Below are 17,431 nucleotides of genomic sequence, written 5' to 3'. Positions count from 1 at the left end.
CGGCATCGTTCTCAAAACAGTCCGAGGGGCAGCCAACCGGCTATCAGTCTTTGTGGATTGCACAATCCAAAAGCGGTTCAGAGCTAAGACTTACCTGTGAGCTTTGACAATCGCTCCCATCTTCATTCCTACGGCCACCTGCAACCTCCGAAACTCCATCATCACACTTTCCACTTCAATGACGTTCGCGCCTTCTCCACGCTTCTCTGCAGCCAGAGTTTTAACAGACCAGCAACCCGCCCGAGGTCGCCACTCACCTTGGCCAAATCACCCACGGCGATCAGGTCAACGACCGACCGAATGGGCGTGTTCATGCCTATGGCGCGAAGGTAGCCAGATCGGGACATGCCAGCTTCTTTGGCCTTATTCGTGATCACCGCCTTTTCCTCGTCAGTGACCCAAACCTCGATTGGCTTGCCGCGTCGGCGAGCCGTTGTTTTTTCTTTGGTGCCACCTGTCATGGGTGGCATGTGGCTCAGTCAGTGCCCCGTACCATGCCATACAAACACGGTGCTTGGCGATGCACAAAGCGGCCAGAATTTGTCAACCCCAAAAAGCCAAAAGCCCGCAATTACGCGGGCTTCAGGGCATTTTTTGCTAGTGGGTGCCGGACAATGCCGGACGCCCCATCATTCCCACTCAATCGTCGCCGGCGGCTTGCTCGACACGTCATAAGTCACGCGGGAAATACCTTCGATCTCATTGATAATCCGGCCGCTGACCGTCTCCAGCAGTTCGTAAGGCAGGTGTGCCCAACGCGCTGTCATGAAGTCGATCGTCTCTACGGCACGCAGTGCAACAACCCACGCGTAACGACGGCCATCGCCTACAACGCCAACCGATTTCACCGGCTGGAACACCACGAACGCCTGGCTCACCTTGTGGTACCAATCGGCCTTGCGCAGTTCTTCGATGAAGATGTGGTCGGCGCGACGCAGCAGGTCGGCGTATTCCTTTTTCACTTCACCGAGGATACGCACGCCCAGGCCCGGGCCTGGGAATGGGTGGCGGTAGACCATGTCGTACGGCAGGCCCAGTTCCAGGCCCAGACGGCGGACTTCGTCCTTGAACAGTTCGCGCAGCGGTTCTACCAGCTTGAGGTTCATTTCCTCAGGCAGGCCGCCCACGTTGTGGTGGGACTTGATCACGTGGGCCTTGCCGCTCTTGGCGCCGGCCGACTCGATCACGTCGGGGTAGATGGTGCCCTGGGCGAGGTACTTGATGTTGTCCAGTTTGGTGGACTCGGCATCGAATACGTCGATGAAGGTGCGGCCGATGATCTTGCGCTTCTTCTCAGGGTCGGACTCGCCTGCCAGGTTGTTGAGGAACTGGTCCTCAGCGTTGGCGCGGATCACCTTGACGCCCATGTTCTCGGCGAACATGGCCATCACTTGCTCACCTTCGTGCAGGCGCAGCAGGCCGTTGTCGACAAATACGCACGTCAGCTGATCGCCGATGGCCTTGTGCAGCAAGGCCGCCACAACCGAGGAGTCAACGCCGCCGGACAGGCCGAGCAGCACGTTGTCGGTGCCGACCTGGGCGCGCACTTGGGCGATGGCGTCTTCAGCGATTTTCGACGGGGTCCACAGGGCTTCACACTCGCAGATGTCGAGGATGAAACGCGACAGGATGCGCCCGCCTTGCTTGGTGTGGGTCACTTCCGGGTGGAACTGCACGCCGTAGTAGCGACGCTCGTCGCTGAACATGCCAGCGATCGGGCAGCTCGGGGTGCTGGCCAGGATGTGGAAGTCTTCCGGCATCTTGGTGACCTTGTCACCGTGGCTCATCCACACGTCGAGGCCGAACAGGCCGTCGGCGTCGATGTGGTCTTCGATGCCGTCCAGCAGGCGGCTCTTGCCGACCACGTCCACACGGGCATAACCGAATTCACGCAGCTCGGAACCTTCAACCTTGCCGCCCAGTTGCTCGGCCATGGTCTGCATGCCGTAGCAGATGCCGAACACCGGCACGCCCAGGTCGAATACCGCCTGCGGGCAGCGCGGGCTGTTGGCTTCGTGAACGGACTCGGGGCCACCGGCGAGAATGACGCCTTTAGGTGCGAATTCGCGGATCGCTTCATCGTCCATGTCGAACGGGTGCAGTTCGCAGTACACGCCGATTTCACGCACGCGGCGGGCGATCAGCTGGGTGTACTGGGAACCGAAGTCGAGGATCAGGATGCGGTGGGCGTGAATGTCGAGGGCCATGAAGTCAGTCTCGTCTAATGAATCAGAAACAACTCGGGGCTGAAGAACAGCCCCGGTTACTTAACATTTTGCTGGAAGGCTCAACCTACACGGTAGTTTGGCGCTTCCTTGGTGATCTGCACGTCGTGGACATGGGATTCAGCCATGCCGGCGCCGGTGATCCGCACGAACTCTGGCTTGGTGCGCATTTCTTCGATGTTGGCGCTGCCGGTGTAGCCCATCGAGGAGCGCAGGCCGCCCATCAGTTGGTGGATGATCGCGCTCAGGGTGCCTTTGTACGGCACACGGCCTTCGATGCCTTCCGGTACGAGCTTCTCGGCGCCTGCCGAAGAGTCCTGGAAGTAACGGTCGGAAGAGCCTTGCGCCTGGGACATGGCGCCCAGCGAACCCATGCCACGGTAAGCCTTGTACGAACGGCCCTGGAACAGTTCGATCTCGCCTGGCGCTTCTTCGGTACCGGCAAACATCGAGCCCATCATCACGCAGGAGGCACCGGCAACGATGGCCTTGGACAGGTCACCGGAGAAACGGATGCCGCCGTCGGCGATCAACGGTACGCCTGTGCCTTCAAGGGCAGCGGCAACGTTGGCGATGGCGCTGATCTGCGGCACGCCGACACCGGCAACGATGCGCGTGGTGCAGATGGAGCCTGGGCCGATACCGACCTTGACTGCATCGGCGCCCGCTTCGGCCAGGGCCTTGGCGGCAGCGCCGGTGGCGATGTTGCCGCCGATCACCTGCACGTCAGGGAAGTTCTGCTTGACCCAACGCACGCGGTCGATCACGCCTTTGGAGTGGCCGTGGGCGGTGTCGACCACTACCACGTCAACGCCAGCAGCGACCAGCGCCGAGACGCGATCACCGGTGTCTTTACCGGTGCCGACTGCAGCGCCAACACGCAGACGACCTTGGTCATCCTTGCTGGCCAGCGGGTAAGCCTTGGCTTTTTCGATGTCGTTGACGGTCATCATGCCTTTGAGGGCGAATTTGTCGTCGACGATCAGCACGCGCTCGATGCGGTGCTTGTGCAGCAGTTCGCGCACATCGTTCTTGTCGGCGCCTTCCTTGACGGTGACGAGGCGCTCTTTAGGCGTCATCACTTCGCGGACGGTGACTTCAAGACGGTTCTCGAAACGCACGTCACGGGAAGTGACGATGCCGACCAGGTCGCCATCGTGCAGTACCGGGACGCCGGAGATGTTGTGCATGCGAGTGAGTTCGAACAGGTCACGCACGGTGGCGTCAGCTTCGATGGTGATCGGATCTTTCACCACACCGGCTTCGTAACGCTTGACCTTGCGCACTTCGGCAGCTTGCTGCTCGATGGTCATGTTCTTGTGGATGATGCCGATGCCGCCTTCCTGAGCCATGGCGATTGCCAAACGGGCTTCGGTGACGGTGTCCATGGCAGCAGAAACCAGGGGAATATTCAGCTCGATGCCACGGGTTAGGCGGGTCTTGAGACTGACTTCGTTAGGAAGCACCTCGGAATAACCGGGCACTAGGAGAATGTCGTCGAATGTCAGAGCTTCTTGGCTGATACGCAGCATCGCGGGGGCTCCCGAGCGGGAAAATGGAAGCGCGCCATTATATACATGCACCCTGCCGGGCTCAATGTAAAACTCTGACAAACTTGGTAATACTGATAGATGGAGAAAACGCGCCGCTTTTTCTGTAGGAGCGAGCTTGCTCGCGAAGGAGGCAAAGGCACCGCGTTAAATCAGACTCACCCCGTTATCGTTGACGATTTTCGCGAGCAAGCTCGCTCCTACAGCTCAACTTTGACCCAGGCAATCTTCTGGTCCAACCAGTCGGCAAACTCGTCGATAAAGCTCTGCTTGAAGCCCGCCTCCGCCCAGTTGTTGAAGATGAAGCCCAGGTTGGAAAACCCGCATTCCTGCAGGAATAGAAAGCCGTTGATGTCGTCTTCATGCCCACACAGCGGGCAAGTGAAGTTATCGGTGTGACCGGGCATCCAGTCTTCCAGGCTTTCAAACAGCGCCTCGCCGACTTCCTTGAGGCACTCCGGGCAGCCGGCTTCTTCGAGAAAACCCTTGGCCGGGGTATAGATGCAACGCTTGTAGATGATCTCCAAACCGTTGACCGGCTCGTTGAATGGCAGCGCCTCGGGGTGCAGCACCACGGCGCGGGCACCATCGGCCAGGGCATAGCCCATGCGGTTGCCGGTGCGGCCGCAGGTGGTGAGCTCTTCCTTGATGATGTTCTTGCGCACCAGCCAGCGCACGATTGCCCGGGCGCGGGGTTCGTGGACGGGTAAGGTGGAGATTTTCGGGACAAGGATGCTTTGGGAGTTCATGGGAGTCCTGCGGTGTGGCTATTGGCGCCATCGCGGGCAAGCCCGGCTCCCACAGTTGATCGCATTCCAATGTGGGAGCCGGGCTTGCCCGCGATGACGCCCGGGAGGACGGCAGCTTAATCCCTGAAAAAATGAGGTCAAGTACTCAAATACCGCCCGATCAACGCAATACCACTGGCCAATACCAGCCAGGTCACCAACCGCACGAACGCCTCACGGGACAGCCGCATCGTCAGCCTGCGCCCACACCACAGCCCCAGGGCCATCGCTGGCAACAGGCAAACCGCCAATATCAATAACGGCCAATCGGCATACACCCCGGCAATCAGGAACAGACTCAAACGCACTACCGTGCTGCAACTGATCAGCGCGCTTTGCGTGGCACGCGCAGCGTCCTTGGGCAAACGGCTATTGAGATAGATCGCATATAAAAAGCCGCCACTGCCAAATAGCGCACCAAACAGGCCCCCCACAGTGCCCATGGGAATCGACCACCACGCCGCCAGCTGAGTCGGCCGTGCTTTCACCGCCAGGCTGTAAATCGCGTAGGCGCTGATAAACAGCCCCATCAACAACAGCAACAGGTCCGAATGCAGGTTGAGCAAAAACACCACCCCCAGGGTGCAGCCGATGGCCATGCAGGGCAGCAACCGCAACAGTTCCGGCTTGTTCACATCGCGCCGGGTTTGCAACAAGCCGCCAAACGCCGCGACAAAGTCCAGAAGCACCAGCAACGGGATGATCTTCGACAGCGGCATGAATAAAATCAGGATCGGCCCCGCCACCAGCGCGGTGCCGAACCCGGCAATGCCGAACACGATGTAAGCCACCGTCACGCCCAGGCCGATCACCAGCCAATCAACACCGCCGAACGACCACTGGCTCATCAGCTCCACCGGGCTCATGACTTATTCCTTCTATTTCAGATGCCACTCACTTTAGCCATCGACGAGCGTTGCGACTAATATCTTCAAAGCTCGCTACCCATCTCAAAAAGGCATGACTTGTGATCTCCACTCGCCAACTGCGTTATTTCGTCGAAATCGCCGACAGCGGCAGCTTCAGTGCCGCGGCCGAACGTCTGTTCGTGGCGCAATCGGCGTTGAGTCGGCAGATCAAGGCGCTGGAATCCCACCTGCAAACCCCGCTGTTCGAACGCACTGCACGCCAGCCACGGCTGACGGCCGCCGGCGAAGCCTTCTACCCACGAGCGCGCAACCTGCTGAGTGAGTTGCTCAAGGCCAGCGACCTGGCGACGCAAGTGGGCCAGGGCCAGCTCGGCACCTTGGGCCTGAGCCACTCGAGCACCGTGCCGATGAGCGGCGCGTTACTGCAAGGCATCAGCACGTGGCTGGAGCGCTGCCCGGGTGTGTCGATGGATATCGTCAAGCTCTCCTCCGAAGCCCAACTGGAGGAAATCGCCGAGGGGCGCCTGGACGTCGGCCTGCTGCGGTTGCCGGTGTTGCGCCAGCGCGAAGGCGTGCGCGTGGTGCCTTTGTACACCGAGCCGTTGGCGCTGGCAGTGCCGACGGGTCACCCGTTGGCACGTGGCAACGCAGCGGTCGAATTAATGCAACTCAAGGACGAGGCGTTTATTTCGATCCCCCACCCTCAGCGCGGCGGGCTGAGTTATCTGTCAGCCGAATTGTGCATGCGTGCAGGGTTTTTCCCCAAGGCGGCGCGGGTGATGTCGCGCAAGACCACGCAGTTGCAATTGATCCAGGCCGGTTTCGGTATTGCCTTGTTACCAAAATCCATGCAGGACATTGCCCCACCCCATGTGCACTTTTTGCCCTTGGCCGACCCGGACTGCCACAGCACCGTAGCGCTGGCCTGCGCGCAAGCGCCGAACGCGTTGGTGGAGCAATTCTGTCAAACCCTGCACGAATGCCTATAAACTGCCGCCCATGATTAAAGATCCTTTTGCCCGTTTGGGCCTGGACCGCGAAGTCCTGACTGTCAGCCAGCTCAACGGCCGTGCGCGGGTGTTGCTGGAAGACGTATTCACCAATATCTGGGTGGAAGGCGAGATCTCCAACCTCGCCCGCCCGGCTTCCGGCCATGTGTATTTCACGCTCAAGGACAGTGGCGCCCAGGTGCGTTGCGCGCTGTTTCGCAATAACGCGGCGCGGGTACGCCAGGCGTTGAAGGACGGCCTGGCGGTGAAGGTGCGTGGCAAGGTCTCGTTGTTCGAGGGCCGTGGCGATTACCAACTGATCCTCGACACCGTGGAGCCGGCCGGGGATGGTGCACTGCGCCTGGCCTTTGATGCTTTGAAGGAAAAACTCAGCGCCGAAGGCCTGTTCAGTGCCGAACGCAAAGTGGCGCTGCCGGTGCATCCTCGGCGCATTGGCATTATCAGCTCGCCCACCGGTGCGGTGATTCGCGACATCATCAGCGTGTTCAGCCGGCGTGCGCCGAACATTGAACTGACCCTGATTCCCACAGCTGTGCAAGGCCGCGAAGCGATCGCGCAGATTGTGCGGGCGCTGAAACTCGCCGACGCACGCGGTTTCGACGCGCTGATCCTGGCCCGTGGCGGCGGTTCCCTGGAAGACCTCTGGTGTTTCAACGAAGAGGCCGTGGCCCGCGCAATCGATGCCTGCGTTACCCCTATCGTCAGTGCCGTCGGCCATGAAACCGATGTGTCCATCAGCGACTTCGTGGCGGACGTCCGCGCCCCTACGCCCTCCGCCGCCGCTGAGTTGCTCGCCCCCGACGCCAGCCATCTGGTGCGCCAAGTAGAGAACCTGCAGCGCCGCCTGGTGATGCTGATGCGCAACCGCCTGAGCCACAGCCGCCTGCGCCTGGAAGGCATGGCCCGCCGCTTGCGTCACCCTGGTGAGCGCTTGCGCCAACAGGCCCAGCGCCTGGATGACCTGGACATGCGCTTGCGCCGTGCGTTTGAGCGCAGCCTCAATACCCGTCGCGAGCGCTTGATCCGCCTGGAGACCCGCCTCGCCGGCCAGCACCCGGGCCGTCAACTGGCCCTCTTGCGCCAACGCCTGGACAGCCTCGCTGAACGCCTGCCCCGCGCCATGCGCGAAGGTCTCAAGGCCCGGCGCCTGCAACTGCAGAGCCAGGTGCAGACATTGCAGGTGGTCAGCCCGCTGGCAACCCTGGGCCGTGGCTACAGCATCCTGTTGGACGAGCGCGGCCAGGCGATTCGCAACGCCGCACAAACCCACACCGGCCAGCGCCTCACCGCGCGCCTGGGTGAAGGCCAATTGCAAGTGCGGGTGGAAGACAACCACCTGACACCCGTCACCCTTTCATTATTGGATTGATCGATGCCACGCCTACTGAGCCTGTTGATGCTGTTGTGCCTCACGTTTAACGCCCACGCCGACAGCTACATCACGCGAACCCTGAACAAACCCGTGCCTGGCGGCGTGGCCGTCGTCGAACTAGGCCCTTCGGCCACAGCGCCGAAAGCCACCTACCAGGGCAAGCCGGTGCTGGTGGTCAAGGAGCAGGACAACTGGCTGGCGATTGTCGGCATCCCGTTGACGGTCAAGCCCGGTAACGAACGCATCAGCAGCGGTGGGCGCAACCTGCCGTTTATCGTCGGCTACAAGAAGTACCCGGAACAGCGCATCACCTTGAAAAACAAAAGCCAGGTCAACCCCGACCCGGCCCAGCTCAAGCGCATCGAAAATGAGCTGGCCGTGCAGATCAAGGCTTACCGCAGTTTCAGCCCGAACCTGCCGAGCAACCTGGTGCTGGATAAACCGGTGAGCGGGCCGCTGTCGAGCAAGTTTGGTGTGCGGCGCTTCTTCAACGGTGAAGAGCGCAACCCGCACTCGGGCCTGGACTTCGCGGTACCGGCCGGTACGCCGATCAAGACGCCTGCGAACGGCAAGGTGATCCTGGTGGGCAATTACTTCTTCAACGGCAACACGGTGTTCGTCGACCACGGCCAGGGCTTTATCAGCATGTTCTGCCATATGTCCAAAATCGACGTGAAGGTGGGCCAGCAACTGGTACGCGGCGCAGTGGTGGGCAAGGTTGGCTCGACAGGCCGTGCGACCGGGCCGCATATGCACTGGAACGTCAGCCTCAACGATGCCCGGGTAGACCCGGCGATATTCATCGGTGCGTTTCAGCCCTGATTTTTATCCAATGCCCTGACACCGGGCATACCTCTTTCCTTACATTTGCAACCGGAACCAACCGACCATACCCCATCACTTACCTGGCGACTTACAAGGACCGTAACGACACCATTTCCATTAAGTGATGAGGTTGTTTCTATGCTTGCGCCAGCCAGTTCTACAGTCCAAAAACCTTTGGATCAGCATCAATCCTTTCCCCAACCTGCCGGAACACCGACACCCCAGCTAGAAAAAAGCCAGGCCGCCCCGGTCGTAGCGTCTTCGACCTACGCACCAGACGACTTGCCTGTACCCGATTCGCCAAGTACGCCACCTGCCACCGTCACACCTCCACGCAATAGCAGTCTCATAGAGCAACACAATGAAGCCGCCCATGCGATACAGCAGCTCTACACAGAGCAACCGAACTTCAAGACTTTCCTGCAGCAACAACTGGCCACCCTGTTTCCCGACCAGCCCCACCTCAATGTTGCAGACCTCACCTTCAAGCGTTGGCGCAAGCAAAACGATGGCAGTATAAAAACGCTGTCTGTAGAACCCTTTCTCGACGCACTGCATAAAGAAATCCAGGAACAGCTGCGTAACCCAGGGAAAAAAGCAGGCGAAGGCAACAACCTATACGGGGATTTTTTCACCCGAGGCAGCACCGGTGCGCCGCCCACCCTGGTTACCCCTGCGCACTCACTGCACACGATTGCCCAGCGCATCGTCCAATACGCGACCACGCAACAGAAGTTCTGGACCACGCCTCGCCAAAGCCCGCACAACCCGCACGTGCGAACCACACCACAGAACGAACTGTTGGCCTTGTACAAGCAGCAACTGGCAACCGTGGCCGCAGCGCGCGCCAACGATGGCACCTTGAGCCCGGCGAGCAAACAACTGATCGACACGGCGCTGCAATACCCCACCTTGGCCGCGCGGGAAAATGCCTTTGCTGACGGTGCCCGCCCTGGGGTGTACCCACTCACCGTGGATGACGGTACTGAACGGGGTGCACTGCTGGCGGGGGCCTTCCTCATCACCCAGACCGACGGCTCCTTCGCGACCGAGCCCGCATGGCCTAAAGGTCGGTCCTTGGCGCTCGACGACAGCCACGGCCCGGTGGTTCTGTATACCCCCAGTAAAGGGTTCGAGGAGTTCGCCACACCCGCCCAAGCCCGCGAAGCATTGGCCAAGCGCCTTGATGACGGTGGAGTAGAGGCCGAACTGTTGTTGCAAACGCTGCCGTTGGCGCTGCAAAACCGAACAGAACAGCCCTCGGGAGATGACCTGACATGGCGCGTTGAGCCTGTGGCTGCGGAGGTACTGGCAGAGGGCATTCCGTGGATGCTCAAACGCCAGCAAGAGGAAATCAATAAGCAGCTTACCCAGACACTGACAGCCAATACGCCAGCCAACCCACTGACGGACCCTACGTCAGCCCAAGCCATAGATGACGCCGCCGACTGGTCGTACCAGCTCGACAGCACCAATGCCCTGTTGGCTTACAACGCCAAGTTGATCGAAAAACAACAACCGCAGTGGTTGAAAAACCTGACCCCGGCTCAAGAAGCCATCTTCCTGAAACTGGAGCAGTGGGAGAAAAAGAGCACTGACGCGTTACTGCCCCTGCTTGAAAAAATCCCGTCCCTGTCGGACTTCGCTCGCAACAGGATGAACGAGGCTATCAGGAAGCTATACCCCACTGCGCAGATTGATGCCGATAAATTAACGGTGAAAATAGACCAAACCACAACCCGGGACAATTCGACCAACTTCGTCCTAGCGGACGTGGCCATGTCAATAATGGGTAACCGCGTAACGACCTCGTCAGAACAAAAACAGCTTTCACTGACGGATCTGGCGCTGAAAAACCCCACCGGTTTTCTTCCAAGAAGTATTCAGAAAAAAACCACTATCACGCTGACACTGCCGTTGATTGACACCCAGGGCAACCCGATTCGCGATAGCCGTGGCAAGCCGATCATACTCAATGATGAACAGCTAAAAGCCTTGATCAAGGCTGCAGATGTGGGAGGCGAATACGACAAGCTGCTTAAAAAAGAACTGGCACCTGATGCCCCTTCACCTCTACGGGAGGCGTGGAAAACCAACCTGAGCGATGCCATGGAGAAAGACGCCTTTCTCGCAGAGCGAGACCCTACGGCCTATACAGAGCAGGCCGCCGAAGACAAGAACAGCAAACGCGCAGCGCAATGGGTTACGGCAATCCTGGACCACCCCAACCCCGCCAACCGCCCCAAAGTCGATGGCCAGAACATTATCGCCAATGCCCTGTACGACTACGGACAGCCGGTTCATGGAGTGATGGTGATTGGCAACAAGGTCGATTCTTCATTGGTGCTCTACACGCCCAAGGCGCCCGACGGCATCGCGTTTCGCGAAGTTGCGGACCAGAAGGCAATGGACGCCTTATTGAAAAAAGACGCGTGGAAAGCCTATGTCGCGGACAGAAAATCACCGGTCAAGAAAGATGATGTAGCTGAATTCGACGAGGTCGTCAGGGATATCCCCAACAATCCATTCACCGCCCTGGCGCCCGATAAAGTTCTGGACATTGCCGACAAAAGTACAAAGGTCATGCTCGGTGGCTCGGCACTCAAACCAATAAGGGGCAATGTCCAGGATCACCTGTACCAGCAAAACGTTCAGATGATCATCGACAAGGCAGACCATCAATCCGTCAGCAGTGCGGAAGTGGCCAAGCAATCGTTCATCAATAAGGCCACGTTTGGCGTCGAAGTGGGAATGGTATTCCTGGATTTTTTGCCAGGTGCCGGCAAGGTCGCAAGCACCACTACTCATCTGAGCAAAGCCGCTTTAATCGCTTTGCGCGCCAACAGAAAACTGTTGCCCAAGCTCATGAAAAATCCCGGCCTGGCGCAGACGCTTTATATTGATTTCCTACTGGCTACAACCGGTATCAAGGGTGTGCGTGCAGGGCCACTACGGCCTGTCTTCAGACAGTCGACAACGGCACGCGCGCCTGCGCCACGTCAAGTGACCGGCACCTCGACGGGAACCCCGCCCAGCACACCGCCAGCCACCGCCTCTACCAGCAGTGGCTTGACCACCGTCGCCACCCCGGTCGCCCGGCCAACCCGCGACCTGAGCGCCTACACGGTGCCGAATGAGGTCATCACCGGTCGCCCGTTAAGGCCCGACGGCACGTACAACGTGGGGGACAACTGGTACGTGCGCTTTACCGACAGTACCGGAGAAAACCGGGTTTACCAGATCGACTCGGCATTCCACGCTCGCAGCGGGCAAGTCAATATCATTGATCCGAATGCCCCTGCGACGGCGTCCAGAAGCAGCAGGACGGTGGCCTCCCTGCAATCGGCGGGCAATGGCGAATGGCGCATCAATCAACTGCCTGGTGGCAGGCGGCATAGGAAAAATCACATTCAACAACACTGGAATATAAATTTCGTCGATTACCTGATCGTAGGCCTACCTGATTCAAGCACCCAACCATGCTACAGGCGCATGGCGATACGCTGGTTCAGAGAAGGGATGACTGAATCTTATGCCAATCATGCCGTCGCACCGATACCTCGCCCGAACATGCAGGCTCTGACGCCTGACGCCTCTCCCGGCGAAATGACACGTGAACTGCTGCGCGTCTCGGACGGTATCGTATTTGGAGAGAAGCACGATCAGATTTCCACCAACGTCATGCTGATAAAGAACATGCAGGGTTACGCAGATTCAGGCGTCACGACCCTGTACCTGGAGGGGGCCTACTGGAATAGCGCCAGCGGGGTGGGTGGGGTATGGCAGACGCCCGCTGATGCGAAAAAGTATAAACGCGGTACGCCTACACGCGATGACGTGCTCGCTGCCGCGCAACAACATGGTATTAAAATCGTAGGTCTCGAACATGAACATATGACGATGCACATAACCCGAACGCCCATAGGTGAAGCAGGTAACGCGGCGCACACCACTGACCGGCTGCGTGAGTTCAATTACTTTGCCAGCAAGATTATTCAACAGACCCCCCCTGGAGAAAAGTGGATCGCCGTAGTGGGAAGAAGGCACATGAACACCACCCAAGGCGTCCCCGGCATCGCTGAGCAAACCGGGGCCGTCAGCGTAGGCGTGTATGACGCACCGCAAGGCGCCAGCAGTAATGCCGTCAAAAACACCGGCTCGCGTCCGGCACCTGAAGAAAAGTTCGCCGCCGATGCAACGGTGGGGGACTACCAAGTCCACCAGAACGTCGACCCCTACCTCAAAACGCCTTGATCAACCTGACGACGGTGCGCTGACTGAATCAGCGCGCCACGCCACACACCTGCCCGCCTTTACCACCGCCCCCTCAAAAGCGGTGACTTCGAAGCAAGCTGTTGCACACCTCTTACAGTTGCGACAGGAACCATCCGACATCCACCACCCACCTATTCCACAACTTACACGGAGCGTAATGAGCATGACCTGACCAATGGAAATCCGAAACTTGTGAGACTCGCTCTATGTACTCTCTGACCCAAGCCTTGGCAGCACGACACGCACACCAAATCCTGACCGATTCTGCGGTTCCCGCATCCCCCGCTCTTCCCACGCCTTCTAGTACGACACAAGCGCTTGCTCGCGCTTCAACCTACGCCCCCGACACTCCCCCCGTCCCCACTTCGCCCGGCATAGCCAGCGCGCAAATGCGTTACCCCCACTTGGAGAAACATTTCAAACCCAGCAAACAATTAGCCTACACCGTTGAACACGCCCTCCTGACGGAGGACATGCAGCGCCTGCACAACCAACAGCCAAGCTTCAAAGCCTTCATACAGGCGCAACTCGAGGAAGCATTCCCCGCCGTCCGGCCTCTGGACGCCGAGACAATGAGCATCAATCGTTACCGCATTAACGGCAATGAAGTGTCACAGGAGTCATCCGAACCGCTAATGACCGCCCTGGCCAGAAGGGTCCAAGACATCCTGGCTAATCCCGACAAACTGATCAGCCCTGAGCGCGACATACACACCCAATTTACTCATCGCACCAGCCTGGACGACGATCTGGCACTGCCCGCCGCCACCACAAGCACCTTGCAAACCATCGCGCGCAACATCGCCACGCAGTACCCACAAGCAATTGAACGCTATTGGAACACCGCCAGCCCGGTGCATGAAGACCCGAGCAAGCACGAGTCGCCACTGAATCAGCTGTTGACCCTGCACAAACGCCAATTGTCGATCCTGGCAGCCTTGCGTGTCAGCGATCAAACCCTCAGTCCAGAAAGCAAAGCACTGATCGACGACGCGCTGCGATACCCCACGTTGGATGCCCGCGAGAAAAACTTCGCCGATGGTGATCGACTGGGTGTGTACCCCATCACGGTCGATGACAAAACCGAACGCGGCGCGATGCTGGCGGGCGCGTTTCTTATCACCAAAAACGACGGCTCACAGGCCCTGCCGCCTACCTGGCCGAATGGGCGCACCCTTGAACTCAACGACACCCATGGCCCCGTCGTGCTGTACACACCCGGCGAAGGATTCGAAGAGTTTGCAACGCCCGCCCAGGCACGTCAGGCACTCGCCGAGCGACTGGATCAAGGCGGCACCGCGGCCCAGCTATTGCTACAAACCCTGCCACCGGCCCTGCAAAACCGGGCTGACGGTTTCTCCGGCGATGACTTGATGCGCAGCGCCTCGCCATCGTCCGGGGATGTGTTGGCAGAAGCCGTGGCTTGGATGGTCAGGCGCCAGCAAGCAGAAACCAAGGCAGGTTTGGACAACGCATTGGCGCCAGGCAGCACCACCAGCCCTTTGCTCGACAACGCCTCAGCCCAAGGCATCGATCACGCGGCTGACTGGTCGTATCTGCTCGATGGCAGCAATGCAATGCTGGCCCGGGATGCGAGACTGACTGACAAAAACCAACCGCAATGGTTGAAGAACCTGTCTGCGGCTCAAGAAGCGGTGTTTTTGCATTTGGAGCGTGTGCAAGAGAAAAGCCTGGAGACACTGGCGCCACTGCTCGCAAAAATCCCGTCCCTGGCAGACTTCTCACGGGACAGACTGAATGCGGCCATCAAGAAGCAGTACCCGTACGCTGCGGTCGATGCTGACCAATTAAAGGTACAGATACGCACCCGCACCGGCATTCAGGGTGGGCGTGGGACTGGTCAGCCGCTTTATGACAAACAGCACTCCGTCTCGCTGACCGACCTGGCGCTGGACAATCCCAGTGGTTTTCCAGCCATCGAGAGGGGCACGTTTACCGATGTAAAAATGACCTTGGCATTGCTCGACACGCAAGGCAGGCCCGTCCTGGACGTGGCTGGCAAGCCGGTGATCCTGGACACCGACGCGCTTAAAAAGCTGGTCAATACCGTCGATGTCGGCGGCGAATACACCAAGCTGCTCAAACAGGAGATGGCCACTGACACCGAGGTTGGCAGCGCCGCGCAATTGCGTACCGCCTGGAAAGCCAACTTGGAAGACGCGATGATCAAGGAGGCGTTTTTATCAGAACTCAATCCCGACGCTTACACGGAAAAAGCCCAGCAAGACACTAGCACCAAGCGTGCGGTGCAGTGGGTTGATGCGGTAGTGGACCACCCCAATCCCGTCACGCGCCCCCACGTGGATGGAAAAAACATCGTGGCCAACAGCCTTGTCCACCGTGGGCTGGCGGTGCAAGGCGTGATGGTGATCGGCAATCAGACGGACTCGGCATTGGTGCTTTACACCCCCAAGGCTCCCGACGGTATCACCTTTCGCGAAGTGGCGGACCACAAAGCCCTGGATGCCCTTCTGGCTAAAGGTGAGTGGGCGTCCTATATCGCAAAAAGAAAATCACCCGTCAGTAAAGATGACATCGCGCAATTCAAGGAAGCCCTTAAAGAAAAGGCATACAACCCTCTGACGCTGATCTCCCCTGAACTGATCATTTCATCGGTCAAGCTACTGGGCAGTGCGATCAGCCTGAAGCCGATCGAAGGCGATGTTCAGGAACACCTGTACACACAACACGTACAGATGGTGCTCGACCGAGCGGATCATCAGTCGGTAAGCAGCGAGGAAGTGGCGAAGCAATCCGCCCTCAACAAAATCGAGTTCGGCCTCGAAGTGGCCTTGATCTTCGCGGACCTGATACCCGTGATCGGTAAAGGGGTGTCCTCAGGTGTTCGATTGGGTAAAGCCGCTGTGACTGCGCTGCGCGCCAATAGCAAGATCTTGCCGCACTTGATCAGAAAACCTGGCTTGGCGCGCACGATCTACAGTGACTTCAGCCTGGCTGCCACCGGCATCTCCAATCTTCGTGCGGCCCCCATGCGACCGGTATTCAGAGCCACCGGCCAAGCCGGCCCGCTTGTGGCACGCTCGGGCCCCAGAGCGCTGCCGGCGCCCGCCATCCCTCCCACGGCAGTCGCCTCCACCAGCAGCGGCGTCACCACCGTCGCCACGCGCCCCTCGACCACCGTCGCCGTGCCAAACCGCGACCTGAGTGCTTACGCCGTAGCCGACGACGTCATCCGTGGGGCGCACCTAGGGTCCAACGGCACCTATAACGTCGGTGGTAATTGGTATATACGGTACACCGACGTTACCGGAGAAAACCGGGTTTATCAGATCCACTCAGCGTTCCACGCCTCCAGCGGGCGGGTCGATATCATCAACCCCAATGCCCCGGCGACGGCTTCCAGAAGCGAGAGGACAGTGGCGTTTCTGCAATCGGCAGGAAATGGTGAATGGCGGCTCAATCAGATGACGGGTGGCGTTCAACCAGGCAATGCTCTGCCCCAAGCCCCTGAACGATATATGGATAGAGTGCTCTCGGGGGCAGCTGCCGATGACTTTGTAAACCCAACGGATGCGACAGTCAGAACTATCCGCAGATGGCACAGGCGCGATATGAAGGCCCACTACAAAAAACTCCGAAAAGCAGGAGCGACTCAACGGCCTTCCGTACCTGCACTGACGTCCAAGAGCACCTCACCGAAAACGGCCATTGAGAATATTCTTTCTCAACCGGGAGTACGCGGCATCGTAATCGGTGAATCACACAATGACCCTGCACCTTTTCAACTGCTGATTGATCAGATGCAAACTTTCGCCAATAGCGGTGTGACCACCATTTACCTTGAAGGCGCCCCGTTTATTGAAGGCTCTTCGAGATTAAATGCTTCGGCGTTAACAGAGGCTCATGCTCAATACCTGTCACCTCGCCACTATGACCCCGAATATACGGGCGGCCCCACGATGCTGGACGTCATCATCGAAGCCGGAAAACACGACATTAACGTCATAGGGCTCGAGCACTACGAATTGACCCTGCACTCCGGGAAGGCCGCCGCATGGAGAGCCCACCCCGGTTACCTGAACGAACGCCTTCCAGAGTTCAACTATTACGCGTCACAAATCATCCAGAAAACCCCACCTTGGGAAAGATTCGTGAGCGTTGTGGGTAGCGCGCATATGAATAATTTTGTGGGTGTGCCGGGCATCGCGGAACAGACCGGAGCGGTCGGGATATCCGTATCATCCGCCTTGAAAGGTACCTCAAGCCGAGTTCGTCAGCCTCCCCATACCAAGCCTGCCCCGATCAAACTCACGCGGGGCGGCAACTTTCGACCCGTGGGAGACGTGAACATCGAATACAACATAGATGGCCTGCTCGTCTGAGGGCTCCTTGCAAACACCACCACGCAGCCTTTGGGCTGCGTGGACCACTATTGCTTACAAAAAACCAAATAGAGAATAAATATTAGAAAACCTGCAAATACCAACAATAAAAAACCAACAAAACAGGAAAAAATAGAAGTTATACCAATTTTT

General features: G+C 58.7%; 9 protein-coding genes and 1 pseudogene. 5 read left to right on the top strand and 5 right to left on the bottom strand.

Features of this window, described 5'->3' with window-relative positions:
* Positions 1 to 90: 90 nt before the first annotated feature.
* From CRN80_RS14710 to CRN80_RS14690, 5 genes and pseudogenes are all read right to left on the bottom strand, one after another.
* Positions 91 to 461 (bottom strand): annotated as a pseudogene (locus CRN80_RS14710) (CopG family transcriptional regulator).
* Between the two features lie 168 nt (positions 462 to 629).
* Positions 630 to 2,207, bottom strand: a complete 1,578-nt coding sequence (gene guaA, locus CRN80_RS14705) for a glutamine-hydrolyzing GMP synthase (RefSeq protein ID WP_003193997.1) — start codon at positions 2,205 to 2,207, stop codon at positions 630 to 632.
* Between the two features lie 80 nt (positions 2,208 to 2,287).
* The gene (gene guaB, locus CRN80_RS14700) at positions 2,288 to 3,757 is read right to left on the bottom strand and encodes an IMP dehydrogenase (RefSeq protein WP_003193998.1); all 1,470 of its coding nucleotides are present in this window, start codon (positions 3,755 to 3,757) and stop codon (positions 2,288 to 2,290) included.
* Between the two features lie 218 nt (positions 3,758 to 3,975).
* Positions 3,976 to 4,524: a hypothetical protein gene (locus CRN80_RS14695; protein WP_032895403.1), complete on the bottom strand. Its 549-nt coding sequence runs from the start codon at positions 4,522 to 4,524 to the stop codon at positions 3,976 to 3,978.
* A gap of 137 nt (positions 4,525 to 4,661) precedes the next feature.
* Entirely contained in the window at positions 4,662 to 5,429 is a 768-nt protein-coding gene (locus CRN80_RS14690; RefSeq protein ID WP_098950437.1) for a sulfite exporter TauE/SafE family protein, read from the bottom strand.
* 101 nt (positions 5,430 to 5,530) lie between these two features.
* Here CRN80_RS14690 and CRN80_RS14685 point away from each other — a divergent pair, with 101 nt between their 5' ends.
* The 5 genes from CRN80_RS14685 (at position 5,531) to CRN80_RS14665 (ending at position 17,278) form a co-directional block, all read left to right on the top strand.
* Entirely contained in the window at positions 5,531 to 6,421 is an 891-nt protein-coding gene (locus CRN80_RS14685) for a LysR family transcriptional regulator (protein WP_098950436.1), read from the top strand.
* A 10-nt stretch (positions 6,422 to 6,431) separates the two neighbouring features.
* The gene (xseA, locus tag CRN80_RS14680) at positions 6,432 to 7,811 is read left to right on the top strand and encodes an exodeoxyribonuclease VII large subunit (protein WP_044268078.1); all 1,380 of its coding nucleotides are present in this window, start codon (positions 6,432 to 6,434) and stop codon (positions 7,809 to 7,811) included.
* Positions 7,812 to 7,814: 3 nt separating this feature from the next.
* Positions 7,815 to 8,636 (top strand): M23 family metallopeptidase, encoded by an 822-nt coding sequence (locus CRN80_RS14675; protein WP_098950435.1) that lies wholly within the window; start codon positions 7,815 to 7,817, stop codon positions 8,634 to 8,636.
* A gap of 141 nt (positions 8,637 to 8,777) precedes the next feature.
* Positions 8,778 to 12,893, top strand: coding sequence for a membrane-targeted effector domain-containing toxin (locus CRN80_RS14670; RefSeq protein ID WP_098950434.1), 4,116 nt, complete (start codon positions 8,778 to 8,780; stop codon positions 12,891 to 12,893).
* Between the two features lie 410 nt (positions 12,894 to 13,303).
* On the top strand, positions 13,304 to 17,278 hold the full coding sequence (locus CRN80_RS14665) for a membrane-targeted effector domain-containing toxin (RefSeq protein WP_256588867.1): 3,975 nt from the start codon (positions 13,304 to 13,306) through the stop codon (positions 17,276 to 17,278).
* The last annotated feature ends 153 nt before the right edge of the window (positions 17,279 to 17,431 follow it).

The sequence above is a fragment of the Pseudomonas sp. FDAARGOS_380 genome, from assembly GCF_002591235.1.
GTDB classification, from domain to species: domain Bacteria; phylum Pseudomonadota; class Gammaproteobacteria; order Pseudomonadales; family Pseudomonadaceae; genus Aquipseudomonas; species Aquipseudomonas salmasensis.
This window is presented reverse-complemented; position numbering and strand designations above follow the sequence as displayed.